The organism is Nocardia pseudovaccinii (genome assembly GCF_050942345.1).
Taxonomy (GTDB): Bacteria; Actinomycetota; Actinomycetes; order Mycobacteriales; family Mycobacteriaceae; genus Nocardia; species Nocardia pseudovaccinii.
This window is the reverse complement of record NZ_CP192074.1, coordinates 7191200-7211231: the sequence shown is the minus strand read 5'-3', so window position 1 is coordinate 7211231 and position 20032 is coordinate 7191200. Positions and strand designations below refer to the sequence as shown.

16 protein-coding genes are annotated in these 20032 nt (G+C 66.8%); all 16 read left to right on the top strand.

The window, feature by feature from the left end:
• Positions 1-183 precede the first annotated feature (183 nt).
• Positions 184-1800 (top strand): UDP-N-acetylmuramoyl-L-alanyl-D-glutamate--2,6-diaminopimelate ligase, encoded by a 1617-nt coding sequence (locus tag ACQPZ2_RS32450; RefSeq protein WP_433521918.1) that lies wholly within the window; start codon positions 184-186, stop codon positions 1798-1800.
• A complete protein-coding gene (locus ACQPZ2_RS32445) occupies positions 1797-3311 on the top strand; it encodes a UDP-N-acetylmuramoyl-tripeptide--D-alanyl-D-alanine ligase (protein WP_433521917.1) in 1515 nt (504 codons plus the stop codon). The genes ACQPZ2_RS32450 and ACQPZ2_RS32445 overlap by 4 nt, the downstream gene beginning before the upstream one ends.
• The gene (mraY, locus tag ACQPZ2_RS32440) at positions 3308-4384 is read left to right on the top strand and encodes a phospho-N-acetylmuramoyl-pentapeptide-transferase (protein ID WP_063041962.1); all 1077 of its coding nucleotides are present in this window, start codon (positions 3308-3310) and stop codon (positions 4382-4384) included. Before ACQPZ2_RS32445 ends, mraY begins: the two co-directional genes overlap by 4 nt.
• A gap of 49 nt (positions 4385-4433) precedes the next feature.
• Entirely contained in the window at positions 4434-5879 is a 1446-nt protein-coding gene (murD, locus tag ACQPZ2_RS32435; protein WP_433521916.1) for a UDP-N-acetylmuramoyl-L-alanine--D-glutamate ligase, read from the top strand.
• Complete coding sequence (ftsW, locus tag ACQPZ2_RS32430; RefSeq protein ID WP_433521915.1) at positions 5876-7354, top strand: putative lipid II flippase FtsW; 1479 nt, start codon at positions 5876-5878, stop codon at positions 7352-7354. Before murD ends, ftsW begins: the two co-directional genes overlap by 4 nt.
• Complete coding sequence (gene murG / locus ACQPZ2_RS32425) at positions 7351-8478, top strand: undecaprenyldiphospho-muramoylpentapeptide beta-N-acetylglucosaminyltransferase (RefSeq protein ID WP_433521914.1); 1128 nt, start codon at positions 7351-7353, stop codon at positions 8476-8478. Before ftsW ends, murG begins: the two co-directional genes overlap by 4 nt.
• Positions 8479-8570: 92 nt before the next feature.
• Complete coding sequence (gene murC, locus ACQPZ2_RS32420) at positions 8571-10010, top strand: UDP-N-acetylmuramate--L-alanine ligase (RefSeq protein ID WP_433527580.1); 1440 nt, start codon at positions 8571-8573, stop codon at positions 10008-10010.
• A gap of 6 nt (positions 10011-10016) precedes the next feature.
• On the top strand, positions 10017-10709 hold the full coding sequence (locus ACQPZ2_RS32415; protein ID WP_433521913.1) for a cell division protein FtsQ/DivIB: 693 nt from the start codon (positions 10017-10019) through the stop codon (positions 10707-10709).
• 322 nt (positions 10710-11031) lie between these two features.
• Positions 11032-12270 (top strand): cell division protein FtsZ, encoded by a 1239-nt coding sequence (ftsZ, locus tag ACQPZ2_RS32410; RefSeq protein ID WP_063041956.1) that lies wholly within the window; start codon positions 11032-11034, stop codon positions 12268-12270.
• A gap of 196 nt (positions 12271-12466) precedes the next feature.
• The gene (gene pgeF, locus ACQPZ2_RS32405; RefSeq protein WP_433521912.1) at positions 12467-13162 is read left to right on the top strand and encodes a peptidoglycan editing factor PgeF; all 696 of its coding nucleotides are present in this window, start codon (positions 12467-12469) and stop codon (positions 13160-13162) included.
• Complete coding sequence (locus ACQPZ2_RS32400) at positions 13159-13908, top strand: YggS family pyridoxal phosphate-dependent enzyme (RefSeq protein WP_433521911.1); 750 nt, start codon at positions 13159-13161, stop codon at positions 13906-13908. The genes pgeF and ACQPZ2_RS32400 overlap by 4 nt, the downstream gene beginning before the upstream one ends.
• A 105-nt stretch (positions 13909-14013) precedes the next feature.
• Positions 14014-14790: a cell division protein SepF gene (locus ACQPZ2_RS32395; RefSeq protein WP_433521910.1), complete on the top strand. Its 777-nt coding sequence runs from the start codon at positions 14014-14016 to the stop codon at positions 14788-14790.
• Positions 14791-14879: 89 nt separating this feature from the next.
• A complete protein-coding gene (locus ACQPZ2_RS32390) occupies positions 14880-15170 on the top strand; it encodes a YggT family protein (RefSeq protein WP_040688811.1) in 291 nt (96 codons plus the stop codon).
• A gap of 80 nt (positions 15171-15250) precedes the next feature.
• Entirely contained in the window at positions 15251-16114 is an 864-nt protein-coding gene (gene wag31 / locus ACQPZ2_RS32385; protein WP_433521909.1) for a DivIVA-like cell division protein Wag31, read from the top strand.
• Positions 16115-16201: 87 nt separating this feature from the next.
• The gene (locus tag ACQPZ2_RS32380; RefSeq protein ID WP_040688662.1) at positions 16202-16402 is read left to right on the top strand and encodes a hypothetical protein; all 201 of its coding nucleotides are present in this window, start codon (positions 16202-16204) and stop codon (positions 16400-16402) included.
• Between the two features lie 294 nt (positions 16403-16696).
• Positions 16697-19828, top strand: a complete 3132-nt coding sequence (ileS, locus tag ACQPZ2_RS32375; RefSeq protein WP_433521908.1) for an isoleucine--tRNA ligase — start codon at positions 16697-16699, stop codon at positions 19826-19828.
• Positions 19829-20032 lie beyond the last annotated feature (204 nt).

Here is a 20032-nt window from a genome sequence, read left to right as displayed (position 1 = left end):
GAGCCGCGTTGCCCGGCCGTGAGCCGACGTCGGTAACCTGACTCGACGTTCCCGCCTTTCCTATAGATCCACCCAGTCCCGTCCGCGCCGATTCCCGAGAGGAGCCCTGTGCCCGCGCAGTCCAGCCAGCACGTGCTCCGGCCGACCCATTCGCGGTCGACGTCGTTGTCCACCGTACTGGCCATGACCGGTGCCGGCTCGTCGCGAGCCGACCTCGCGCAGATCCAGGTCACCGGCATCGAGCAACGCTCGCATGCGGTGCAGCCGGGTGATCTGTTCGCCGCACTGCCGGGCGCGCAGGCGCACGGCGCACGTTTCGCGCGCGATGCCGTAGAACGGGGCGCGGTCGCGGTCTTCACCGACCCCGCGGGCGCCGAACTGGCCGGTGAGCTCGGCGTGCCGGTGTTGGTGCGCGAGCAGCCCAGGTCGGTGCTCGGCGAGCTTTCGGGCGCGCTCTACGGCAATCCGTCCGAGCGGTTGCGCATCGTCGGCATCACCGGCACCTCGGGCAAGACGACCACTGTGTATCTCGTGGAGGCCGGGCTGGCCGCCAGCGGCCTGTCCACGGCGCTGATCGGCACCATCGAGACCAGGATCGGCGGTCGCCGGGTGCCGAGCGCATTGACCACGCCCGAGGCGCCGCAGTTGCACGCCATGTTCGCGCTGATGGTCGAGCAGGGTGTGGATGCGGTCGTGATGGAGGTTTCCAGCCACGCGCTGGCGCTGGGCCGGGTGGACGGTGTGCGCTTCGCGGTGGGCGCGTTCACCAATCTCTCCCAGGACCACCTGGACTTCCACGCCGACTTCGAGGATTACTTCGCCGCCAAGCGCAGGCTTTTCGAACCGGAGTCGCCGGTCGCCGCACGTACCTCGGTCATCTGCGTCGATGACGAATGGGGGCGGCGCCTCGCCGCCGACCTCACGGATCCGATCACCGTATCCACCACCGGTTCCGGTACGTGGCAGCTCGCTGGCGAGGTATCCGCGCACGGCGGCGAGCAGGAATTCACCGCTGCCGGACCGGGGACGAATGTCGATGTGCGCCTTCGGCTTCCGGGCCGCTACAACGTCGCCAACGGACTGCTCGCGGTCGCGGTGTGCACCGCTGCTGGAGTGGAGCCCGCCGTCGCCGCGCCCGCTCTGGCCACTGTCGACGTGCCGGGCCGGATGCAGCGGGTCGAGCGCGGACAGGACTTCCTCGCCATCGTCGACTACGCGCACAAGCCCGCCGCGGTGGAGTCGGTGATCGCCACGCTGCGCGGTCATCTGGCGGCCGATACCGGTGGTCGGCTGGCCGTGGTCGTCGGCGCGGGCGGGGACCGGGACGCGGGTAAGCGCCCGCTGATGGGTGCGGCCGGTGCGCGCGGCGCCGATCTGCTGATCATCACCGACGACAATCCGCGCAGCGAGGATCCGGCCGCGATCCGCGCCGCGCTGCGCCGAGGCGCGCTGGCGGTCCCGGAGGCCGAACGCGGTGAAGTACGTGAAATCGGGGACCGGGCCGCGGCCATCGCCGCCGCCGTCGACTGGGCCCGTCCCGGTGACGTGGTGCTGGTGGCAGGTAAGGGACATGAGGCAGGGCAGGAGATCCAGGGCGTGAAGCATCCGTTCGACGACCGCGACGTGCTCGCGGCGGCGTTGGAGCGACGGGAGCGGGGCCCGCGGGACGACAACACCGCCGCGGGAGCGACGGGCCAGGCGGTAGCGAAGCGTGACCACGTAGGGCCCCGCGAGCGCGGCCGATCCAATACTGAGCAGAGTCCGCAGGGGTCGGACGCGGAGGACTTGACGGTTTCATGATCGAGATGACGCTGCGGGAGATCGCGGAGGTCGTCGGCGGCACGCTGCACGACACCCCAGACCCGGAGGTGACGGTAACGGGTTCGGTCGAATTCGATTCGCGCCGAATCGGTTCCGGGGATCTTTTCCTGGCCCTGCCCGGCGAGCAGGCCGACGGCCACGACTATGCGAAGGCCGCCGTCGACGCCGGTGCGGTCGCGGTGCTCGCGGCCCGCCCGGTGGGCGTGCCCGCGATCGTGGTGGCTCCCAGTCCGGGTACTGTGCCCGCGAAATCCGTTGCGCTGGCCGGTGATTCGGACGGGTCGGGAGCCGCGGTGCTGGTCGCGCTCGCTACTCTCGCCCGGGTGAGCGTCGAACGTCTTTCCGCGGCAGGCGGACTCACCGTGGTCGGGGTGACCGGCTCCTCGGGCAAGACCTCGACCAAGGATCTGCTCGCGGCCGTGCTCACGCCGCTGGGGCCGGTCGTCGCGCCGCCCGGATCGTTCAACAACGAACTCGGCCATCCGTGGACCGCACTGCGCGCCGATGCCGACACCCGCTTCCTGGTACTGGAACTGTCCGCGCGCGGTCCCGGCCATATCGCCGCGCTCGCGCAGGTCGCGCCGCCGAAGATCGGTGTCGTGCTCAATGTGGGCACCGCCCATCTCGGTGAGTTCGGCAGTCGTGAGGCGATCGCGCAGACCAAGGGCGAACTCGTCGAGGCATTGCCGTCGACGGGTCTGGCCGTACTCAATGCCGACGATCCGCAGGTGGCCGCGATGGCCGTACGCACGCAGGCCCGCGTGGTGACGGTCGGCCAAGCGGGCAGTGCCGAAATCCGCGCCACCGATGTACATCTCGATGCCGAGGCACGCGCGGGCTTCACGCTGCACACAAGTAAGGGCAGCATCCCGGTGCGGCTTGCCGTGCATGGCGAACACCAGGTCGGCAATGCGCTGTCCGCCGCCGCCGTCGCACTCGAATGCGGTGCGGACCTGGAAACCGTCGCGCAGGCACTCGGCGGCGCACATGCCGCATCGGCCCGCCGCATGGATGTGCGGACCACCGCCGACGGCATCACCGTCGTCAACGACTCCTACAACGCCAATCCGGATTCGGTGCGCGCCGCGCTCAAGGCGTTGGTGACCATGTCGCGTGCGGGCGACACCCCGCGCCGCAGCTGGGCCGTACTCGGCGAAATGGGTGAACTCGGCGAGGAATCCGTCATCGAACACGACCGGATCGGCCGCCTCGCGGTGCGTCTGGACGTCTCGCGGCTGATCGTGGTCGGCACCGGAAGGCCATCCCACGCGATGCACCAGGGCGCGGTAATGGAAGGCTCGTGGGGCGAGGAGTCGATCCTCGTGCCCGACATCGGCGCGGCCATCGCGCTGCTCGACAACGAAGTCGAACCGGGCGATGTGGTGCTGGTCAAGGCGTCCAAAGCGGTCGGACTGTGGGCGGTCGCCGAACATTTGACCAGCGCGGAACGTGCGGGAATTAGTCGGGGTAGCACGGAGGCGCTCGGATGAGGCAGATTCTGTTCGCGGCTGGGATCGCGTTGGCGGTCTCGATTCTGCTGACGCCGCTGTTGATACGGATCTTCGCCAGGCAGGGCTTCGGGCAGGAGATCCGGGTCGACGGTCCGGCCAGTCATCAGGCCAAGCGCGGCACCCCGACCATGGGCGGTGTGGCCATTCTGGTCGGCATGTGGGCCGGCTACCTCGGCTCACATCTGATCGGCATCGGCTACGACGCCGACGGACCTTCCGCCTCGGGCATTCTGGTGCTCGGGCTGACCACCGCACTCGGTGTGGTCGGCTTCCTCGATGACTTCATCAAGCTGCGCAAGCAGCGCAATCTCGGTCTGTCGGCCGCGGGTAAATACGTCGGTCAGCTCAGCGCCGCGATCCTGTTCGGCATCCTCGCCTTGCAGTTCCGTGGCGGCAACGGGTTGACTCCGGCGAGTAAGCATCTGTCCTATGTCCGCGATATCACCACGGTGTCGATGGGCGTGATCATCTTCCTGTGCTGGGTCTGTCTGCTGGTCGTGGCCTGGTCGAATGCGGTGAACCTGACCGACGGTCTGGACGGCCTGGCCGCGGGTTCGATGAGCCTGGTACTCGGCGCCTACGTGATCATCACGTTCTGGCAGTACCGCAATGCCTGCGCGACGATCCCGGAGGCGGGCTGCTACAACGTGCGCGATCCGCTGGACCTGGCACTGGTCTGTGCCTCGGCTGCCGCCGCGTGTGTCGGCTTCCTGTGGTGGAATGCCGCGCCCGCCAAGATCTTCATGGGCGATACCGGTTCGCTGGCCCTGGGCGGCATGCTCGCGGGCCTGTCCATCACGACCCGCACCGAACTGCTGATGGTCGTGATCGGTGCGCTGTTCGTCGCGGAAACCGCCTCGGTGGTGCTTCAGGTCGCGGTGTACCGCACAACCCGCAACCGGCTATTCAAGATGGCGCCGTTCCATCATCACTTCGAACTCAGCAAGTGGGCCGAGACTACGGTGATCATTCGGTTCTGGCTGCTGGCGGCGATGGCGTCGGCGGTCGGACTCGGCCTGTTCTACAGCGAATATCTCTCAGCGGTCGGGTGAAGTAGCGATGGTCGAACATTCTCCGCGGGCCCTGCGAACACCGGGACCTATGCTCGAATTCCTGCGTGGCCGTGACGTTCTGGTGGCCGGATGGGGTGTCTCGGGCCGCTCGTTGGTCGAGCCGCTGCGCGATATCGGCGCGCGTCCGGTGGTCACCGACGGCGGTGCCGCCGCATTGGCCGAGGCGGCCGGGCTCGGTCTGGACATCGCGACCTGCACCGAACTGGAAACCGCGGACTGGAGCCGCTTCGCGCTGGTCATCACCAGTCCGGGCTGGCGGCCGGATTCGCCGGTGCTCGCCGCCGCGGTGACCGAGGGCACCCCGGTCTGGGGCGATGTCGAATTCGCCTGGTGGGTCGATCAGGCCAGGATCTACGGGCCGGTCCGCAAATGGCTGGTGGTGACCGGTACCAACGGCAAGACCACCACCACTTCGATGGTGCATTCGATCCTGCGCGCCGCCGGTATCGCCAGTGTCGCCTGCGGCAATATCGGACTGCCGATCCTGGATGCGCTGCGCCGTAATCCCGGTCCGCAGGTGCTGGCGGTCGAGCTGTCCTCGTTCCAATTGCATTGGGCGCCTTCGGTGCGACCCGAGGCCGGTGTGGTGCTGAATGTGGCCGAGGATCACCTGGATTGGCACGGCGGCCTCGATGCCTACGCCGCCGCCAAGTCCAGGGCGCTGTATGGCCGCGTCGGCGTCGTCGGACTCGACGATCCGGTGGCCGCCTCGCTGGCCCGGCGCAGTAAGGCGCGCCGGACGGTCGGCTTCCGGATCGGCGTACCTGCTGACGGCGAACTCGGTGTCGTGGACGGCAAACTGCTCGACCGCGCCTTCACCAAGGCCGCCATCCTGGCAGAGGTCGGCGATATCAGCCCCAAGGGACCCGCCGGTGTCGCCAACGCACTCGCCGCCGCCGCGCTGACCAGGGCCATCGATGTGGCACCGCAATTCGTGCGGGAAGGTCTCATCGAGCACAAGGTCGGTCCGCACCGGGCCGCCTTCGTGCGTGAGGTGTCCGGTGTCGAATTCATCGATGACTCCAAGGCCACCAACCCGCATGCCGCCCGCTCATCGATTCTCGGTCACCCGCAGGTGGTTTGGATCGCCGGTGGGCAGCTGAAGGGCGCGTCGGTCGAGGATATGGTCGAGGAGATCGCTGACCGCCTCGTCGCCGCCGTGCTGATCGGGGCCGACGCGCCGGTGATCGCGGCCGCATTGGCGCGACACGCGCCCGAGGTCCCGGTTGTCGAGGTCCGCGCGGGAGACCATGCAGGAATGGGTGACGCTGGGGTAGATGGGGCTGCGAGCGCCGACGCCGTGATGGCGCAGGCCGTGCGCGCCGCGGCCGGGCTCGCCCGTCCCGGGGACGCCGTACTGCTGGCTCCGGCCGCGGCCTCCTTGGATATGTTCGCCGACTACACCCACCGCGGGCGCAGCTTCGCCGCGGCGGTGGCCGCGCTGGAAGACGGTGACATCGGGCGGCATCTATGACCGAGACGACCCGGCGGAATCGGCTGGCGGCCACCAAATTCGGCGCCTGGCTGGCGCGCCCGCTCGCGTCGTTCCATCTCGTCGTCACGATCGCGACACTGCTGACGGTGCTCGGTCTGGTCATGGTGTTGTCGGCATCGAGCGTCGAGGCATACGTCGACGGCGGGTCGGCGTATTCGCTGTTCATCCAGCAGGCCATGTTCGCCGCGATCGGCGCGGTGCTGTTCTATCTGGCACTGCGGATTTCGTTGCGCCGACTGCGGCAATGGTCGTTTCCGCTGTTCGCGATCTCGGTGCTGGCGCTGTTGCTGGTGCTGATTCCCGGCATCGGCTCCGAGGTGCAGGGTGCGCGGCGCTGGTTCTTCCTCGGGCCGGTCTCGGTGCAGCCATCGGAGATCGTGAAGGTGACGCTGGTGGTGTGGGGTGCGCATCTGCTCGCCTCACGCCGCTCGGAGCAGGCAGGCCTGAAAGACATTCTGGTGCCGCTGGTGCCTGCCGGTCTGCTGGTGTGTCTGCTCGTCGTGCTGGAGCCGAACCTGTCGACCACCATCGCGCTGGGCATCGTGCTCGCCGCACTGCTGTGGTTCGGCGGGCTGCCGGTGCGGCTGTTCGTCACCATCGCGATTTCGGGCATGATCGCCGCGGGCATCCTCGCGCTGTCCGCCGGCTATCGCTCGGACCGGATGCGCGCCTTCTTCAATCCGGGTGACGATCCGCAGGGCATCAATTACCAAGCGCGCCAGGCGCTGTACTCGCTGGCCGACGGCGGGATCTGGGGTCGCGGCCTCGGCCAGAGCCGCGCCAAATGGCAGTACCTGCCGAACGCGCACAACGACTTCATCTTCGCCATCATCGGCGAGGAACTCGGATTCCTCGGCTGCGCACTGGTTCTGGGCCTGTTCGCACTGTTCGTCTACACCGGCCTGCGCATCGCGAGCCGTTCGGTCGATCCGTTCCTGCGGCTGCTCACCGCGACCGCGACGACCTGGATCACCGGCCAGGCGCTGATCAACATCGGCTATGTGGTCAACCTGCTCCCGGTGACCGGTCTGCAGCTGCCGCTGGTTTCGGCGGGTGGTTCGTCGCTGGCGATCACCCTGTTCATGTTCGGCATCATCGCCAATGCGGCCCGGCACGAGCCCGAGGCGATTTCGGCGCTGCAAGCCGGACAGGACGGCAGATTCAGCCGACTGCTGCGACTGCCCAAGCCGGAGGTGTACTCACCGGCGAAGGCGGACGCGGCACGTGCGCGCTCAGCCGCGGCCAAAGCCAAGGCGACCGAACAGCGGGCACGGGCCGAACGGGCCAAGGCCGACCGGGCGCGGGCCGCACTGCCACAGGGGCGGCGCGGCGAGTCCGAGTCCGGTCGACGGCGCGCGCCCGAGAGCCGGGGAACGAGTTCATTGCGGGCGACCAGGGCATGGGAGCCGAGCTATCCGATAAACCATGCGAGAGATCGGGGAAGATCCAGGTGAGTGCGGAGCGACCCCGCAAACCACTGTCGGTGATCGTCGCGGGCGGTGGTACCGCGGGACATATCGAGCCCGCGCTGGCCGTCGCCGACGCGCTGCGGCGACTCGACGATTCGATCCGGGTCACCGCGCTCGGCACCGAACGCGGACTCGAGACCAAACTGGTGCCCGAGCGCGGCTATCCGCTGGAGTTGATCCCGCCGGTGCCGTTGCCGCGCAAGCCGAGCGCGGATCTGCTGCGGCTGCCCGGCCGCGTCCGCGCCTCGGTGGCCAAGACCAGGGCGGTCATCGATGCGGTCGAGGCCGATGTGATCGTCGGCTTCGGCGGCTATGTCGCACTGCCCGCCTATCTCGCCGCGGGCCGTGGCGCGCTCGGCCGCAGGCGCGCGGTACCTGTGGTGGTGCACGAGGCGAATGCCAAGGCTGGGATCGCGAACAAGGTCGGCGCCAGGCGCGCGGCCAGAGTGCTTGCCGCCGTACCCGATTCGGGTCTGCCCAAGGCCGAGGTCATCGGCATTCCGGTGCGCGGGTCCATTACCTCGCTGGATCGGGCCGCATTGCAGGCCGAGGCCCGTGCGCATTTCGGCCTGCCCGCCGAGGGGCCCGTCCTGCTCGTCTTCGGTGGCTCGCAGGGTGCGGTCTCGTTGAACAAGGCGATCTCCGGCGCGGCGCCACAGCTGGCCGCGGCGGGCGTCTCGGTGCTGCACGCGCACGGACCCAAGAACACCCTCGAGGTCGCGGAATCGGATGAGGGTGGGGCGCGGTATATCGCCGTGCCGTATCTTTCCCGAATGGACCTGGCCTATGCCGCCGCCGACGCGGTCGTCTGCCGCTCCGGCGCGATGACCGTCGCCGAGGTGTCGGCGGTCGGTCTGCCCGCGTTCTATGTACCGCTGCCACACGGCAACGGTGAGCAGGAACTCAATGCCAGGCCGATCGTCCGTCAGGGGGGTGGCAGAATCGTTCCCGATGCCGAGCTGACCCCGAAATACGTGATCGACGAGGTGATACCTTTGCTGACCGACCACGCACGGCTGATCGAGATGAGCCTGTCCGCCGCAGGCGCCGGACACCGCGACGCCGCCGACGAGCTGGCGCGCATTGTCGTCGAGGTGAGCGGCCGGTGACCGCGGGAGCCGATGCCACCGAATCCGGGGCGGTCGAATCCGGCGCCGACGAGACGCGCTCGGCCCTGCCGCCCGAATTGGCGCGCGTGCATATGGTCGGTATCGGCGGGGCGGGCATGTCCGGCATCGCCCGCATTCTGCTCTCGCGCGGTGGCTCGGTCTCCGGCTCGGATGCCAAGGAGAGTCGCGGTGTGCTCGCGCTGCGGGCCAGGGGCGCGCAGGTGCGCATCGGTCACGATGCCAGCGCCCTCGATCTGCTGCCCGGTGGCCCGACCGCGGTGGTCACCACGTACGCGGCCATCCCGAAGACCAATCCCGAACTGGTCGAGGCGAATCGGCGCGATATTCCGGTGCTGTTGCGTCCCGCCGTACTCGCCTCGCTGATGCAGGGACATCGCACGCTGCTGGTCTCGGGCACGCACGGCAAGACCTCGACCACGTCGATGCTGATCGTGTCGTTGCAGCACTGCGGATTCGATCCGTCCTTCGCGGTCGGCGGTGAGCTCAACGAGGCGGGCACCAACGCTCACCATGGCACCGGCGAGATTTTCGTCGCCGAGGCCGACGAGAGCGACGGCTCGCTGCTGCAATACGACCCGGATGTCGCCGTGGTCACCAATATCGAATCCGATCACCTGGACTTCTTCGGCTCGGATGAGGCCTATGTCCAGGTCTTCGACGATTTCGCCGACCGTCTCGGCTCCGGCGGGCTGCTGGTGGTGTGTCTGGACGATCCCGGTTCGCGGGCGCTTGCCGAGCGGGTCGGTGCGCGATTGGCGGAGAAGAACGTTCGGGTGCTCGGCTACGGGTCGGGTGAGCTGTCCGACGCGCCGGTGCCGGTTGGTGTGCGGCTGCACAGTTGGGAGCCGCGCGATGTCGGCGGTCTGGCCCAGTTCCAACTCGCCGATGAGGCCGCGCCGCGCACCCTGCGACTCGCGGTGCCCGGTCGGCATATGGCGCTCAACGCATTGGCCGCGCTGCTCGCCGCACGCGCCGCCGGTGCGGATATGGACGAAATCATCCAGGGGCTGGAGGGTTTCGGTGGTGTGCACCGCCGGTTCCAGTTCGTGGGCCGGGAAAACGGGGTGCGCGTTTTCGACGATTACGCCCACCACCCGACCGAGGTGCGCGCGGTACTCGGCGCGGCCGCGGAGCTGGTGCAGCAGGAGGCCCGCGACGGTGCGCGCTCTCGACAGGGCCGGGTCATCGTGGTGTTCCAACCGCACCTCTACAGCCGTACCGCCACCTTCGCCCAGGATTTCGGCGCGGCGCTGAGCCTCGCCGACGAGGTTGTCGTGCTCGATGTCTTCGGTGCGCGGGAGAAGCCGCTGCCCGGCGTCAACGGCGCACTCGTCGCCCAAGCCGTCACCAAACCCGTGCACTACCAGCCGGATATGTCGCGGGTCGGTCGTCAGGTCGCGGGTCTGGCACTGCCCGGCGATGTGGTGATCACCATGGGTGCGGGCGATGTGACGATGCTCGGCAGCCAGATTCTCGATGGGCTGCGAGCTCGTCCGCAATACGGGCGGTGACCCGCGATGCGAACCGCGGGTGACTGGTTCGACCGGGCACACCGAGGTCGCCTGCGCCTGTGGAGTTTGCTCGGCGTGTGCGTCCTTACCGTTGTCGCTGTACTGGCCTGGTTCACCCCGGTGCTTTCGGCGAGCACGGTCGAGGTCGACGGTTTGGTCGCGGTGCCCGAGGAACAGGTGCGCGACAAACTCGAGATCCCATCCGGTCGCTCGATGTTGCGCATCGACACCGATGCGATGGCCCGGCGGGTGGCCAGCATTCCGAAAGTCCGCACCGCACGGGTGCAACGTGTATTTCCGTCCACCGTCAAGGTGACGGTGGTGGAGCGCACGCCAGTACTGTTCTGGGACAGTCCGCAAGGCGCGCATCTGCTGGATGCGGAGGGTGTGGAGTTCGCGATCGAAGAGGCGCCCATCGACGTTCCGAAGCTGACCACGGAAAATCCCGGCGGCGACGATCCGGTCACCCTGGCCGCGGCCTCGGTTCTATCCGTACTGCCAGCAGCGCTGGTCGTGCAAGTGGACGAGGTTGCCGCGCGGTCGATTTCGGATATTTCGCTGAACCTGCGCGACGGCCGCACGGTACTCTGGGGAGGAACTAATGACGCGGAACGCAAGGCGGCCGTGGTGATGCCGCTGTTGACCCGCGATGGAACGGTGTTCGATGTTTCGAGTCCGAATCTGGTCACGGTAAAGTGATCGATACCCATTGTGCCCAGGGGTTTTTCGATGGAACTGTGACCGCAGTGGGAACAGCCCAGCGAGACCGGGGGTTCGGGGGCAACCGTTCACGATACGACGCGTTGCGCGGTGAGACGAGAGGGATCACACAAGATTCTGTCAGTCGTTTCGGCGCGCCTGCGCGTCTATCGCGGCGGCTGCGAATAGCGTTCCGCAGCAGTCGGATACTTGACATAACGCTAACCCTGTGGTTGAGGTTTAGGGTTTGCCCGGACTGTCACAGGCCGAATGTCGAGAACCCGAAAACGACAGACTTTAGATCGAAGGAAGGCGAGAGCCCATGACGCCCCCGCACAACTACCTTGCTGTGATCAAGGTCGTCGGCATCGGTGGCGGCGGCGTGAATGCCGTCAACCGGATGATCGAACAGGGACTCAAGGGAGTCGAGTTCATCGCGGTCAACACCGACGCGCAGGCGCTGCTGATGAGCGATGCCGACGTCAAACTCGATGTCGGCCGTGAGCTCACGCGCGGTCTCGGCGCCGGTGCCGACCCTGAGGTCGGCCGCAAGGCCGCCGAGGATCACAAGGACGAGATCGAAGAGGTGCTCAAGGGCGCCGATATGGTCTTCGTCACCGCGGGTGAGGGCGGCGGCACCGGTACCGGTGGCGCACCCGTCGTCGCGAGCATCGCGCGCAAACTCGGCGCGCTCACCATCGGCGTGGTCACCAGGCCGTTCTCCTTCGAGGGCAAGCGCCGTGGCAACCAGGCCGAGGTAGGCATCAACCTGCTGCGCGAATCCTGCGACACGCTCATCGTCATCCCGAACGATCGGCTGCTGCAACTCGGCGATGCGGCGGTCAGCCTGATGGACGCCTTCCGCTCCGCCGATGAGGTACTGCTCAACGGTGTGCAGGGCATTACCGACCTGATCACCACCCCGGGTCTGATCAACGTCGACTTCGCCGACGTCAAGAGCGTGATGTCCGGGGCCGGAAGCGCTTTGATGGGTATCGGCTCGGCGCGCGGCGAGGGCCGTTCGGTCAAGGCCGCAGAGTCGGCGATCAATTCGCCACTGCTCGAGGCCTCGATGGATGGTGCGCACGGCGTACTGCTCTCGATCGCGGGCGGTTCGGATCTGGGTCTGTTCGAGATCAACGAGGCGGCCTCGCTGGTGCAGGAGGCCGCGCATATCGAGGCGAATATCATCTTCGGTACCGTCATCGACGATTCGCTCGGCGATGAGGTTCGCGTCACGGTGATCGCGGCTGGTTTCGACGGCGGCGGTCCGGCGAGGCGCACCTTCGAGGCGGGTCGCAGCGCGATCGGGTCGGGCCGCGCCGGTGAGATCGGCCAAACCAGCCGGGCCAGCGAGATCGCCGCCGCCTCGCGTACCGAAACCGCTTCCGCCGCAGGTCAAACCAGCTCCACTCGGGGTGCGGTGCCCAGCTACCGGGATTCCGAGCGAGCCCGCACGCTGGCCGAGCCGACGGCAACGCACAATACGCGCTCGCATATCGAGCCGCCGGATTCCGATGATGACGACGACGTCGACGTGCCGTCGTTCATGCGCCGGTAGGTCATAAGCAAATCGCAAGGCAAGACTGGCACACTGGGCGGTATGCCCACGCAACACCTGATCTCGTACGTACATGGGTAACCCGTCGGGGACACCCAGCACCCAGCTGAGCACACGACCGCCGGTCCGCGACGGTGGTGCTGATGCGACCGACGACCGGCAAAAGGTCCGGGGAGGCGGGGGAGCCGTTCGACGAGTGACGACCACCCGAGCGGGCGGTTTCTCGGCGCCGCCATACGATTCGTTCAATCTCGGGGATCATGTGGGGGACGACCCGGCGACCGTTCAGCGGAACCGGGACCGGCTGGCCGAGGGGATCGGTCTGACACCGGATCGGCTCGTGTGGATGGAACAGATCCACGGGCGCAATGTCGAAATCATCGATGGGCCATCGGATGCGCCGGTGCCCGCCACCGACGCACTGGTGACGACCGTGCCTGGGCTGGCACTGGTGGTGCTCACCGCGGACTGCGTACCGATCCTGCTGTCCGATGACGAAGCAGGGGTGATCGCGGCCGTGCACGCCGGGCGAATCGGTGCCCGCATCGGCATCGTGCCGCGGGTCTTGGACGCGATGGTTTCGGCCGGCGCCCGCATCGAGCGGATCGGAGCCTTCCTGGGTCCGGCCGCATCGGGTCGTCAATACGAGGTGCCCGCCGCGATGCGAGCCGATGTCGAGGCGCATCTGCCCGGCAGCGCGACGACCACCGTGCGCGGCACACCCGGACTCGACCTGCGCGCTGGAATCAGCAGGCAGCTCACCGAAGCCGGAATCGGCGGAGTAGCCCTCGATCCGCGCTGCACGATCGAGGACAAGACGCTGTTCAGTCATCGCCGCGGCGCACCGACCGGGCGCATGGCCGGTGTCATCTGGATACAGGCGGACGCATGAGTACGGAATCCGTTGCGGCCGAGGCCATGGACGGCCGGACCGCCGAACTCGCGGCGAATCTCGCCGATCTCAACAAGCGAATCGGCGCGGCTTGTCATGCGACCGGGCGTGATCCGGACTCGGTGCGGCTGCTGCCCGTGACGAAGTTCTTCCCGGCCGCCGATATCGCCATCCTGCATCGGTTGGGCTGCAGGGAATTCGGCGAGTCCAGGGAGCAGGAGGCCACCGCGAAGGTCGCCGAACTGGCCGATCTCGCGGATGTGCGCTGGCACATGATCGGTCGGCTGCAGCGCAACAAGGCTCGGATCGTCGCGCGCTGGGCACATGCGGTGCACTCGGTCGACAGCGAACGCCTGGCAACGGCCCTTGACACCGCGGCGCGGGCCGCCATGGACGCGGGGGAGCGCGGCGAACCGGTTCGCGTCTTGATACAGGTGAGCCTGGACGAGGATCCGGGTCGCGGCGGCGTCGCTCCGGAAGATCTTGCGGCACTGGCCGATCGAGTGGCCACCGCGCCGGGTCTGCAGCTCGCGGGCCTGATGGCGATTCCCCCGCTCGACGCCGTGCCCGACGATGCTTTTGCACGCCTTGCGCATTTGCACTTGCTGGTACGCGCGGACCATCCGGAAGCGACCGAACTCTCCGCGGGCATGTCGAGTGATCTGGAATCGGCGATCGAACACGGTTCTACCTGTGTGCGTGTCGGTACCGCCTTGATGGGCGCTCGACCGATAACCTCGGCGTAGCAAAGAAACCTCATCAGTCACATTCGACACATATGCTGGGACTGGAGAGGACTGAGCAAGACTTCAACACCCGGCCGCCACCGGGGCCGAAGGAAGGTCTATGAAATGAGCACGCTGCACAAGTTCAAGGCGTACTTCGGCATGGTTCCGCTCGAGGATTACGAAGACGACTATGTCGCCGAACCCGCCCCCCGGGGTGCGGACGAGCGCGGCTCACGTCGCCCCCGGCCCCGTGACTATTCCGAGCGCGCCGGTTACGGCGCGGACCGCTATGCCGAAGACCGCTACGACGATGAGCCGGATTATCCTGAGCCGGCGTACAAGTCGCCGTACAAGGCGGGATACCCGGTGTCTCGGCGCGACGATTATGTCGACGAGCCCTATGTGGACGACCGCTATGACGCGCGGCCGCGTCCCACCAGGATCGATGCCGCGCCGGGCGCGTCCCGATTCCGTGCGGGCGGTAATGCGCCGATGATGCGGGGAGCCACCAGGGGTGCGCTCGCCGTCGATCCCGAGGCCGAGGAGCGGCGACTGGAGGAGCGCGTGCGCCCCGAGCCCGCGCCCGCACGCCGGCCGGGGATCTTCGAGGACGGAGGTCCCTTGTCCAAGATCACGACGCTGCGCCCGCGCGACTACAGCGAGGCCCGCATCATCGGTGAGCGCTTCCGCGAGGGCAACCCGGTGATCATGGACCTGGTCGATCTGAGCAATGCCGACGCAAAACGGCTGGTCGACTTCGCCGCCGGCCTCGCTTTCGCGCTGCGTGGCTCATTCGACAAGGTCGCGACCAAAGTGTTCCTGCTCTCACCGGCCGATGTCGATGTCTCGGCCGAAGAACGTCGCAGGATCGCCGAAACCGGCTTCTACAACCAGAAATAGCGCTGTGATCCGGGGGTTCTGTTAGACCCGTTGCGTATGGGGCGGTGTGGTCATTTTGCGCGACGCGGATTTTGGGGCAGAGTGAGGTCGTGGCCTTGTTTGCGGTGCTGTACTTCGTACTGTTCATCTTCTGGCTGTTGTTGATCAGCCGAGTGATCGTGGAGTTCATCCGCAGCTTTGCCCGAGACTGGCGCCCGAGCGGCTTCGTCGTCGTCATCCTCGAGGTGATCTTCACGATCACCGATCCTCCGGTGAAACTCCTGAGGCGGTTGATACCACCGGTGTCATTGGGAGGAATTCGGCTCGATCTGTCGATTATGGTCCTGCTTTTCGTCGTCTTCATCTCGATGACGTTTGTGGGCGGCCACGCCGACGGGTAGCCCTGGTGTGACAGAATGAACCGAGAAGATAGCTTGCTAGATCTGCTAGATCTCCAAAAGACGCGTGAAGGGATCCTTCCATGCCGCTGACCCCAGCCGATGTGCACAACGTCGCGTTCAGCAAACCGCCGATCGGGAAGCGGGGCTACAACGAGGATGAAGTAGATGCCTTCCTGGATCTCGTGGAGCAGGAGCTCTCGCGTCTGATCGAGGAGAACGCTGACCTGCGCCAGCGGGTTGCCGAACTCGATGCGGAACTGGCGGACGCCAAGAAGAATCGCGGTCCGGCCAATGCCGCCGCAGTGAAAGCACCGGTCCAGCAAGCCCCGCCGCCCCCGCCCGAGCCCATCAAGCCGCCGGTGCAGCAGGCCCCGCCGCCGCCTCCGATGCCGGTCGCGGCACCGGTAGCCAAGGATGCGCCGAGCGCCGATGCGAACCTACAGGCGGCCAAGGTGCTCAGCCTCGCCCAGGAGATGGCGGACCGGCTGACCAGCGATGCGAAGCTCGAAGCGGAGAACCTGCTGTCGAATGCGCGGGCCAATTCCGAACGCCTGGTCGGCGATGCGCGCACCCGCTCGGAAGCGATGATCGCCGATGCGCGGCAGAAGTCGGATGCGATGCTGTCGGATGCCCAGACCCGTTCGGACAATCAGCTACGGCAGGCCAAGGAGAAGGCCGATGCGTTGCAGGCCGATGCCGAGCGCAAGCACACCGAGATCATGGCCACTATCACCCAGCAGCGCAGCGTGCTGGAGAGCCGGATCGAGCAGCTCAAGACCTTCGAGCGGGAATACCGCGTGCGGCTGAAGTCGTACCTGGAGTCCCAGCTCGAGGAGCTGGAGAACCGTGGCTCGGCGGTGCCGGTGGACGGCGGCGAGGCCTTCGTCGACGCCAATACCGCGAACAATCTCGCTCCCGCCTCGTTCGCCAAGGGCGCCAAGTAATCTCGTAGTAGAGAGATATCTCCGCTGTAGTTGCCGTTCGAGTAGCTAGAGGTACGCCGAGCCGCCTGGCATGCCTAGGGGGTCAAAATGCTCGTCTTGACGCTCGTCCTTGCGGCGATCGGGTTCGCCCTGCTAGTGGCCGCGCTGACCACCGGGTCTGTGCTGTGGGCCTGGGGGTGCATCCTTATCTGTATCGTGGGCGCTGTGCTGTTGCTGGTGAGCGCGCTTTCTATGCGCAGCTCCGATGGCGATGCCGCGCCGCCACCTGGTCGGCATGCCAAACGGTAATCGTGGCCCCGACAAACTGGTTTGACCGTCCTGGTTAGAATCAAACATGTAATCGGCGTAGATCCGGCCATCACCGGGGAGTCTTCGGAAGAACGGTGCGCGGGCCGCACTCAGTAGAACCGAACGGGCGAGCCCGTCACAGCTCGAAACGAGAGGTCCTGGTTGGTCGCGCGGATCGGCGCGCCGCCCGGACAAGCGGGGTGGTACCGCGGTTTCGACGCAACCGGCGTCGTCATCGTCCCCGTGCTGACACATACGCGCCACGGCGCGGCGGCACGAGGAGACGGATCCGCGATGGCGGACGAACCTTCCAGCAGCGCATACCCGCGCGTCGATCTGGGTGCTGGCAGCGGTGCATCCTTTCCCGACCTGGAACGCCGGGTACTGGACGCCTGGGCCACCGACGACACCTTCCGCGCCAGCATCGAGAACCGTTCGGGTGCGGCGGAGTTCGTCTTCTACGACGGACCGCCGTTTGCCAACGGGTTGCCACATTACGGACATCTGCTCACCGGGTACGTCAAGGATCTCGTCCCGCGTTTTCAGACCATGCGTGGCAAGCAGGTCGATCGACGTTTCGGCTGGGACTGTCACGGACTGCCCGCGGAAATCGAAGCGGAAAAGCAGCTCGGTATCACGGACAAATCACAGATCGATGCTATGGGGCTCGCGGAATTCAACGCGGCCTGTAAATCGTCGGTACTGCGCTACACCGGGGAATGGCGTAATTATGTGACGCGTCAGGCCCGTTGGGTGGACTTCGACAACGACTACAAGACGTTGGATCTCGACTTCATGGAGTCGGTGATGTGGGCGTTCAAGTCGCTGTTCGACAAGGGCCTGATCTACCAGGGCTTCCGGGTGCTGCCCTACAGCTGGTACGAGCAGACTCCGCTGTCGAATCAGGAAAGCCGGCTCGACGACGCCTACAAGATGCGTCAGGATCCGGCCGTCACCGTGGATATGGTGCTGCGCGTGCCGGGTGAGCATCCGCTGCACGAACTCGACGGCGCGAACGCACTCATCTGGACCACCACGCCGTGGACGCTGCCGTCGAACCTCGCGATCGCGGTGCACCCGGATGTCCGCTACGTGCACGTGCGCGGCGCCGACGGTAAGCGCTATCTGCTGGCCGCCGAGCGCGTCTCGCACTATGCTCGCGAATTCGGCGATGAGCCCGAGGTACTCGGCGAGTTCGACGGCGCCGCCCTCTCGGATCTGGCCTACGCACCGCCGTTCGACTTCTTCGTCGGTCATCCCAACGCGCACCGCGTGCTGACCGCCGACTACGTGACCACCGACTCCGGCACCGGAATCGTGCACCTCGCACCGGCCTTCGGTGAAGAGGATATGGATGTCGCCGGCGCAAACGGCATCGAACTCGTGCAGCCGCTGGATCCGGGCGGCAAGTTCACCTCGATGGTGCCGCCGTACGAGGGCCTGATGGTCTTCGACGCCAATCCGGTGATCATCAAGGACCTCAAGGCGGCCGGAAAGCTGCTGCGGCACGAGACTATCGAGCACTCCTACCCGCACAGCTGGCGCTCCGGCCAGCCGCTGATCTACATGGCGGTGCCCTCCTGGTTCGTCGCGGTGACCAAATTCCGCGACCGGATGGTCGAGCTGAATCAGCAGATCACCTGGGTGCCCGAACACATCCGCGACGGACAGTTCGGCAAGTGGCTCGAGGGTGCGCGGGACTGGAATATCAGCCGCAACCGGTACTGGGGCAGCCCGATCCCGGTGTGGGTCTCCGATGATCCTGCCTACCCGCGCACCGATGTGTACGGCTCGCTGGAGGAGTTGGAGCGCGACTTCGGCGTGCGCCCGACCGATCTGCACCGGCCGGACATCGATGAGCTGACCCGGCCGAATCCCGATGATCCGACCGGTAAGTCGACCATGCGCCGGGTGCCGGAGGTGCTGGACTGCTGGTTCGAATCGGGTTCGATGCCGTACGCCCAAGTGCACTACCCGTTCGAGAACAAGGAGTGGTTCGACAGCCACTTCCCGGGCGATTTCATCGTCGAGTACAACGGGCAGACCCGCGGCTGGTTCTACAACCTGCACGTGCTCTCGACCGCGCTGTTCGACAGTCCGGCCTTCAAAACCGTTGCCGCGCACGGCATCGTGCTCGGCGACGACGGACTGAAGATGAGCAAGTCCAAGGGCAACTACCCGGATGTGAACGAGGTGTTCGACCGGGACGGCTCCGATGCGATGCGCTGGTTCCTGATGAGTTCGCCGATCCTGCGCGGCGGCAATCTCATCGTCACCGAGCGCGGCATCCGCGAGGGGATCGGCCATGCGCTGCGCCCGCTGTGGAACGCGTGGACCTTCCTGCAGCTCTACGCCTCGAAAACCGGTGTGTGGCGGACGGATTCGCCGCATGTGCTGGACCGTTACATCCTGGCCAAGCTGGCTGCGACCCGGGATGTGATGACCGGGGCGCTCGAGGTCTACGACATCGCGGGCGCCTGCGAGGAATTGCGTTCCTTCGCCGACGCGCTCACCAATTGGTATGTGCGCCGGTCGCGTTCACGCTTCTGGGAGGAAGACCGGGATGCGGTCGACACGCTGCACACGGTGCTCGAGGTCGTCACCCGGCTGGCCGCGCCGCTGCTGCCGCTGATCTCGGAGGTGATCTGGCGCGGGCTCACCGGCGAGCAGTCGGTGCACCTGGCCGACTGGCCCAAGGAGGGTGAGCTGCCGGAGGATCCGGATCTGGTCGCGGCCATGGACGAGGTCCGGGTGGTCTGCTCGACGGTGCTGAGCCTGCGCAAGGCACAGAACCTGCGGGTGCGCCTGCCGCTGGCCGAGGTCACCATCGCCGCGCCCGATGCCGAGCGGCTGCGGCCGTTCGCCGACATCATCGCCGATGAGGTGAACGTCAAGAAGGTAGACCTGACCACCGATGTCGCCGTGCACGGCCGTTTCGAGCTGGTCGTGAACGCCCGTGCCGCAGGCCCGCGCCTCGGCAAGGATGTGCAGACGGTGATCAAGGCGGTGAAGGCGGGCGAATGGTCCGAGAACGCCGCCGGTGTGGTCACCGCGGCGGGCGTCGAACTGCTGCCGGAGGAGTACACCCAGCGCCTGGTCGCGGCCGAGCCGGAGTCGACCGCGGCCCTGCCCGGCAATGCGGGGTTGGTCGTGCTCGATTCGGTGGTGACCGAAGAGCTCGAGGCCGAGGGCTGGGCCCGCGATGTGATCCGCGATCTGCAGGAGACGCGAAAGTCCCTGGGACTGGACGTATCCGATCGCATCACCGTGGTGCTCGCGGTGCCCGACGACAAGCAGGTCTGGGCGCAGACCCATCGCGACCTCATCGCGGGCGAAATCCTCGCCACCGAGCTGACATTCGGTGATCCGGGCGCGGATGCCGCCGACATCGTCGGTGGCGTGCGGGTGTCGATCGCGAAGGTCTGACGCGGCGGCTCGGCTGGAGCGCGGTCGTCCGAACAGCAGTCGGGGCGGGATCTCGAGATCCCGCCCCGACTTGCGTCTGCAGCCACGCCCTTCATGTGATGTAAATCACATGCCAAGAATTAGCTGATTTCCTTGTCGTGCTCGAACAATGCCCGGCACAATCGGCATGTTACTGCTGGTACGCAGATCGACTTCTGTGACGGC

What these genes read in the sequence shown, in the direction of transcription:
- ACQPZ2_RS32395 (WP_433521910.1), top strand. Translation starts at nt 14,014, where the DNA reads ATGAGCACGCTGCACAAGTTCAAGGCGTACTTCGGCATGGTTCCGCTC.
- murD (WP_433521916.1), top strand. Translation starts at nt 4,434, where the DNA reads ATGCTCGAATTCCTGCGTGGCCGTGACGTTCTGGTGGCCGGATGGGGT.
- murC (WP_433527580.1), top strand. Translation starts at nt 8,571, where the DNA reads ATGGTCGGTATCGGCGGGGCGGGCATGTCCGGCATCGCCCGCATTCTG.
- ileS (WP_433521908.1), top strand. Translation starts at nt 16,697, where the DNA reads ATGGCGGACGAACCTTCCAGCAGCGCATACCCGCGCGTCGATCTGGGT.
- ACQPZ2_RS32450 (WP_433521918.1), top strand. Translation starts at nt 184, where the DNA reads ATGACCGGTGCCGGCTCGTCGCGAGCCGACCTCGCGCAGATCCAGGTC.
- wag31 (WP_433521909.1), top strand. Translation starts at nt 15,251, where the DNA reads ATGCCGCTGACCCCAGCCGATGTGCACAACGTCGCGTTCAGCAAACCG.
- mraY (WP_063041962.1), top strand. Translation starts at nt 3,308, where the DNA reads ATGAGGCAGATTCTGTTCGCGGCTGGGATCGCGTTGGCGGTCTCGATT.
- ftsZ (WP_063041956.1), top strand. Translation starts at nt 11,032, where the DNA reads ATGACGCCCCCGCACAACTACCTTGCTGTGATCAAGGTCGTCGGCATC.
- ACQPZ2_RS32445 (WP_433521917.1), top strand. Translation starts at nt 1,797, where the DNA reads ATGATCGAGATGACGCTGCGGGAGATCGCGGAGGTCGTCGGCGGCACG.
- ACQPZ2_RS32415 (WP_433521913.1), top strand. Translation starts at nt 10,017, where the DNA reads ATGCGAACCGCGGGTGACTGGTTCGACCGGGCACACCGAGGTCGCCTG.
- ACQPZ2_RS32380 (WP_040688662.1), top strand. Translation starts at nt 16,202, where the DNA reads ATGCTCGTCTTGACGCTCGTCCTTGCGGCGATCGGGTTCGCCCTGCTA.
- ftsW (WP_433521915.1), top strand. Translation starts at nt 5,876, where the DNA reads ATGACCGAGACGACCCGGCGGAATCGGCTGGCGGCCACCAAATTCGGC.
- ACQPZ2_RS32400 (WP_433521911.1), top strand. Translation starts at nt 13,159, where the DNA reads ATGAGTACGGAATCCGTTGCGGCCGAGGCCATGGACGGCCGGACCGCC.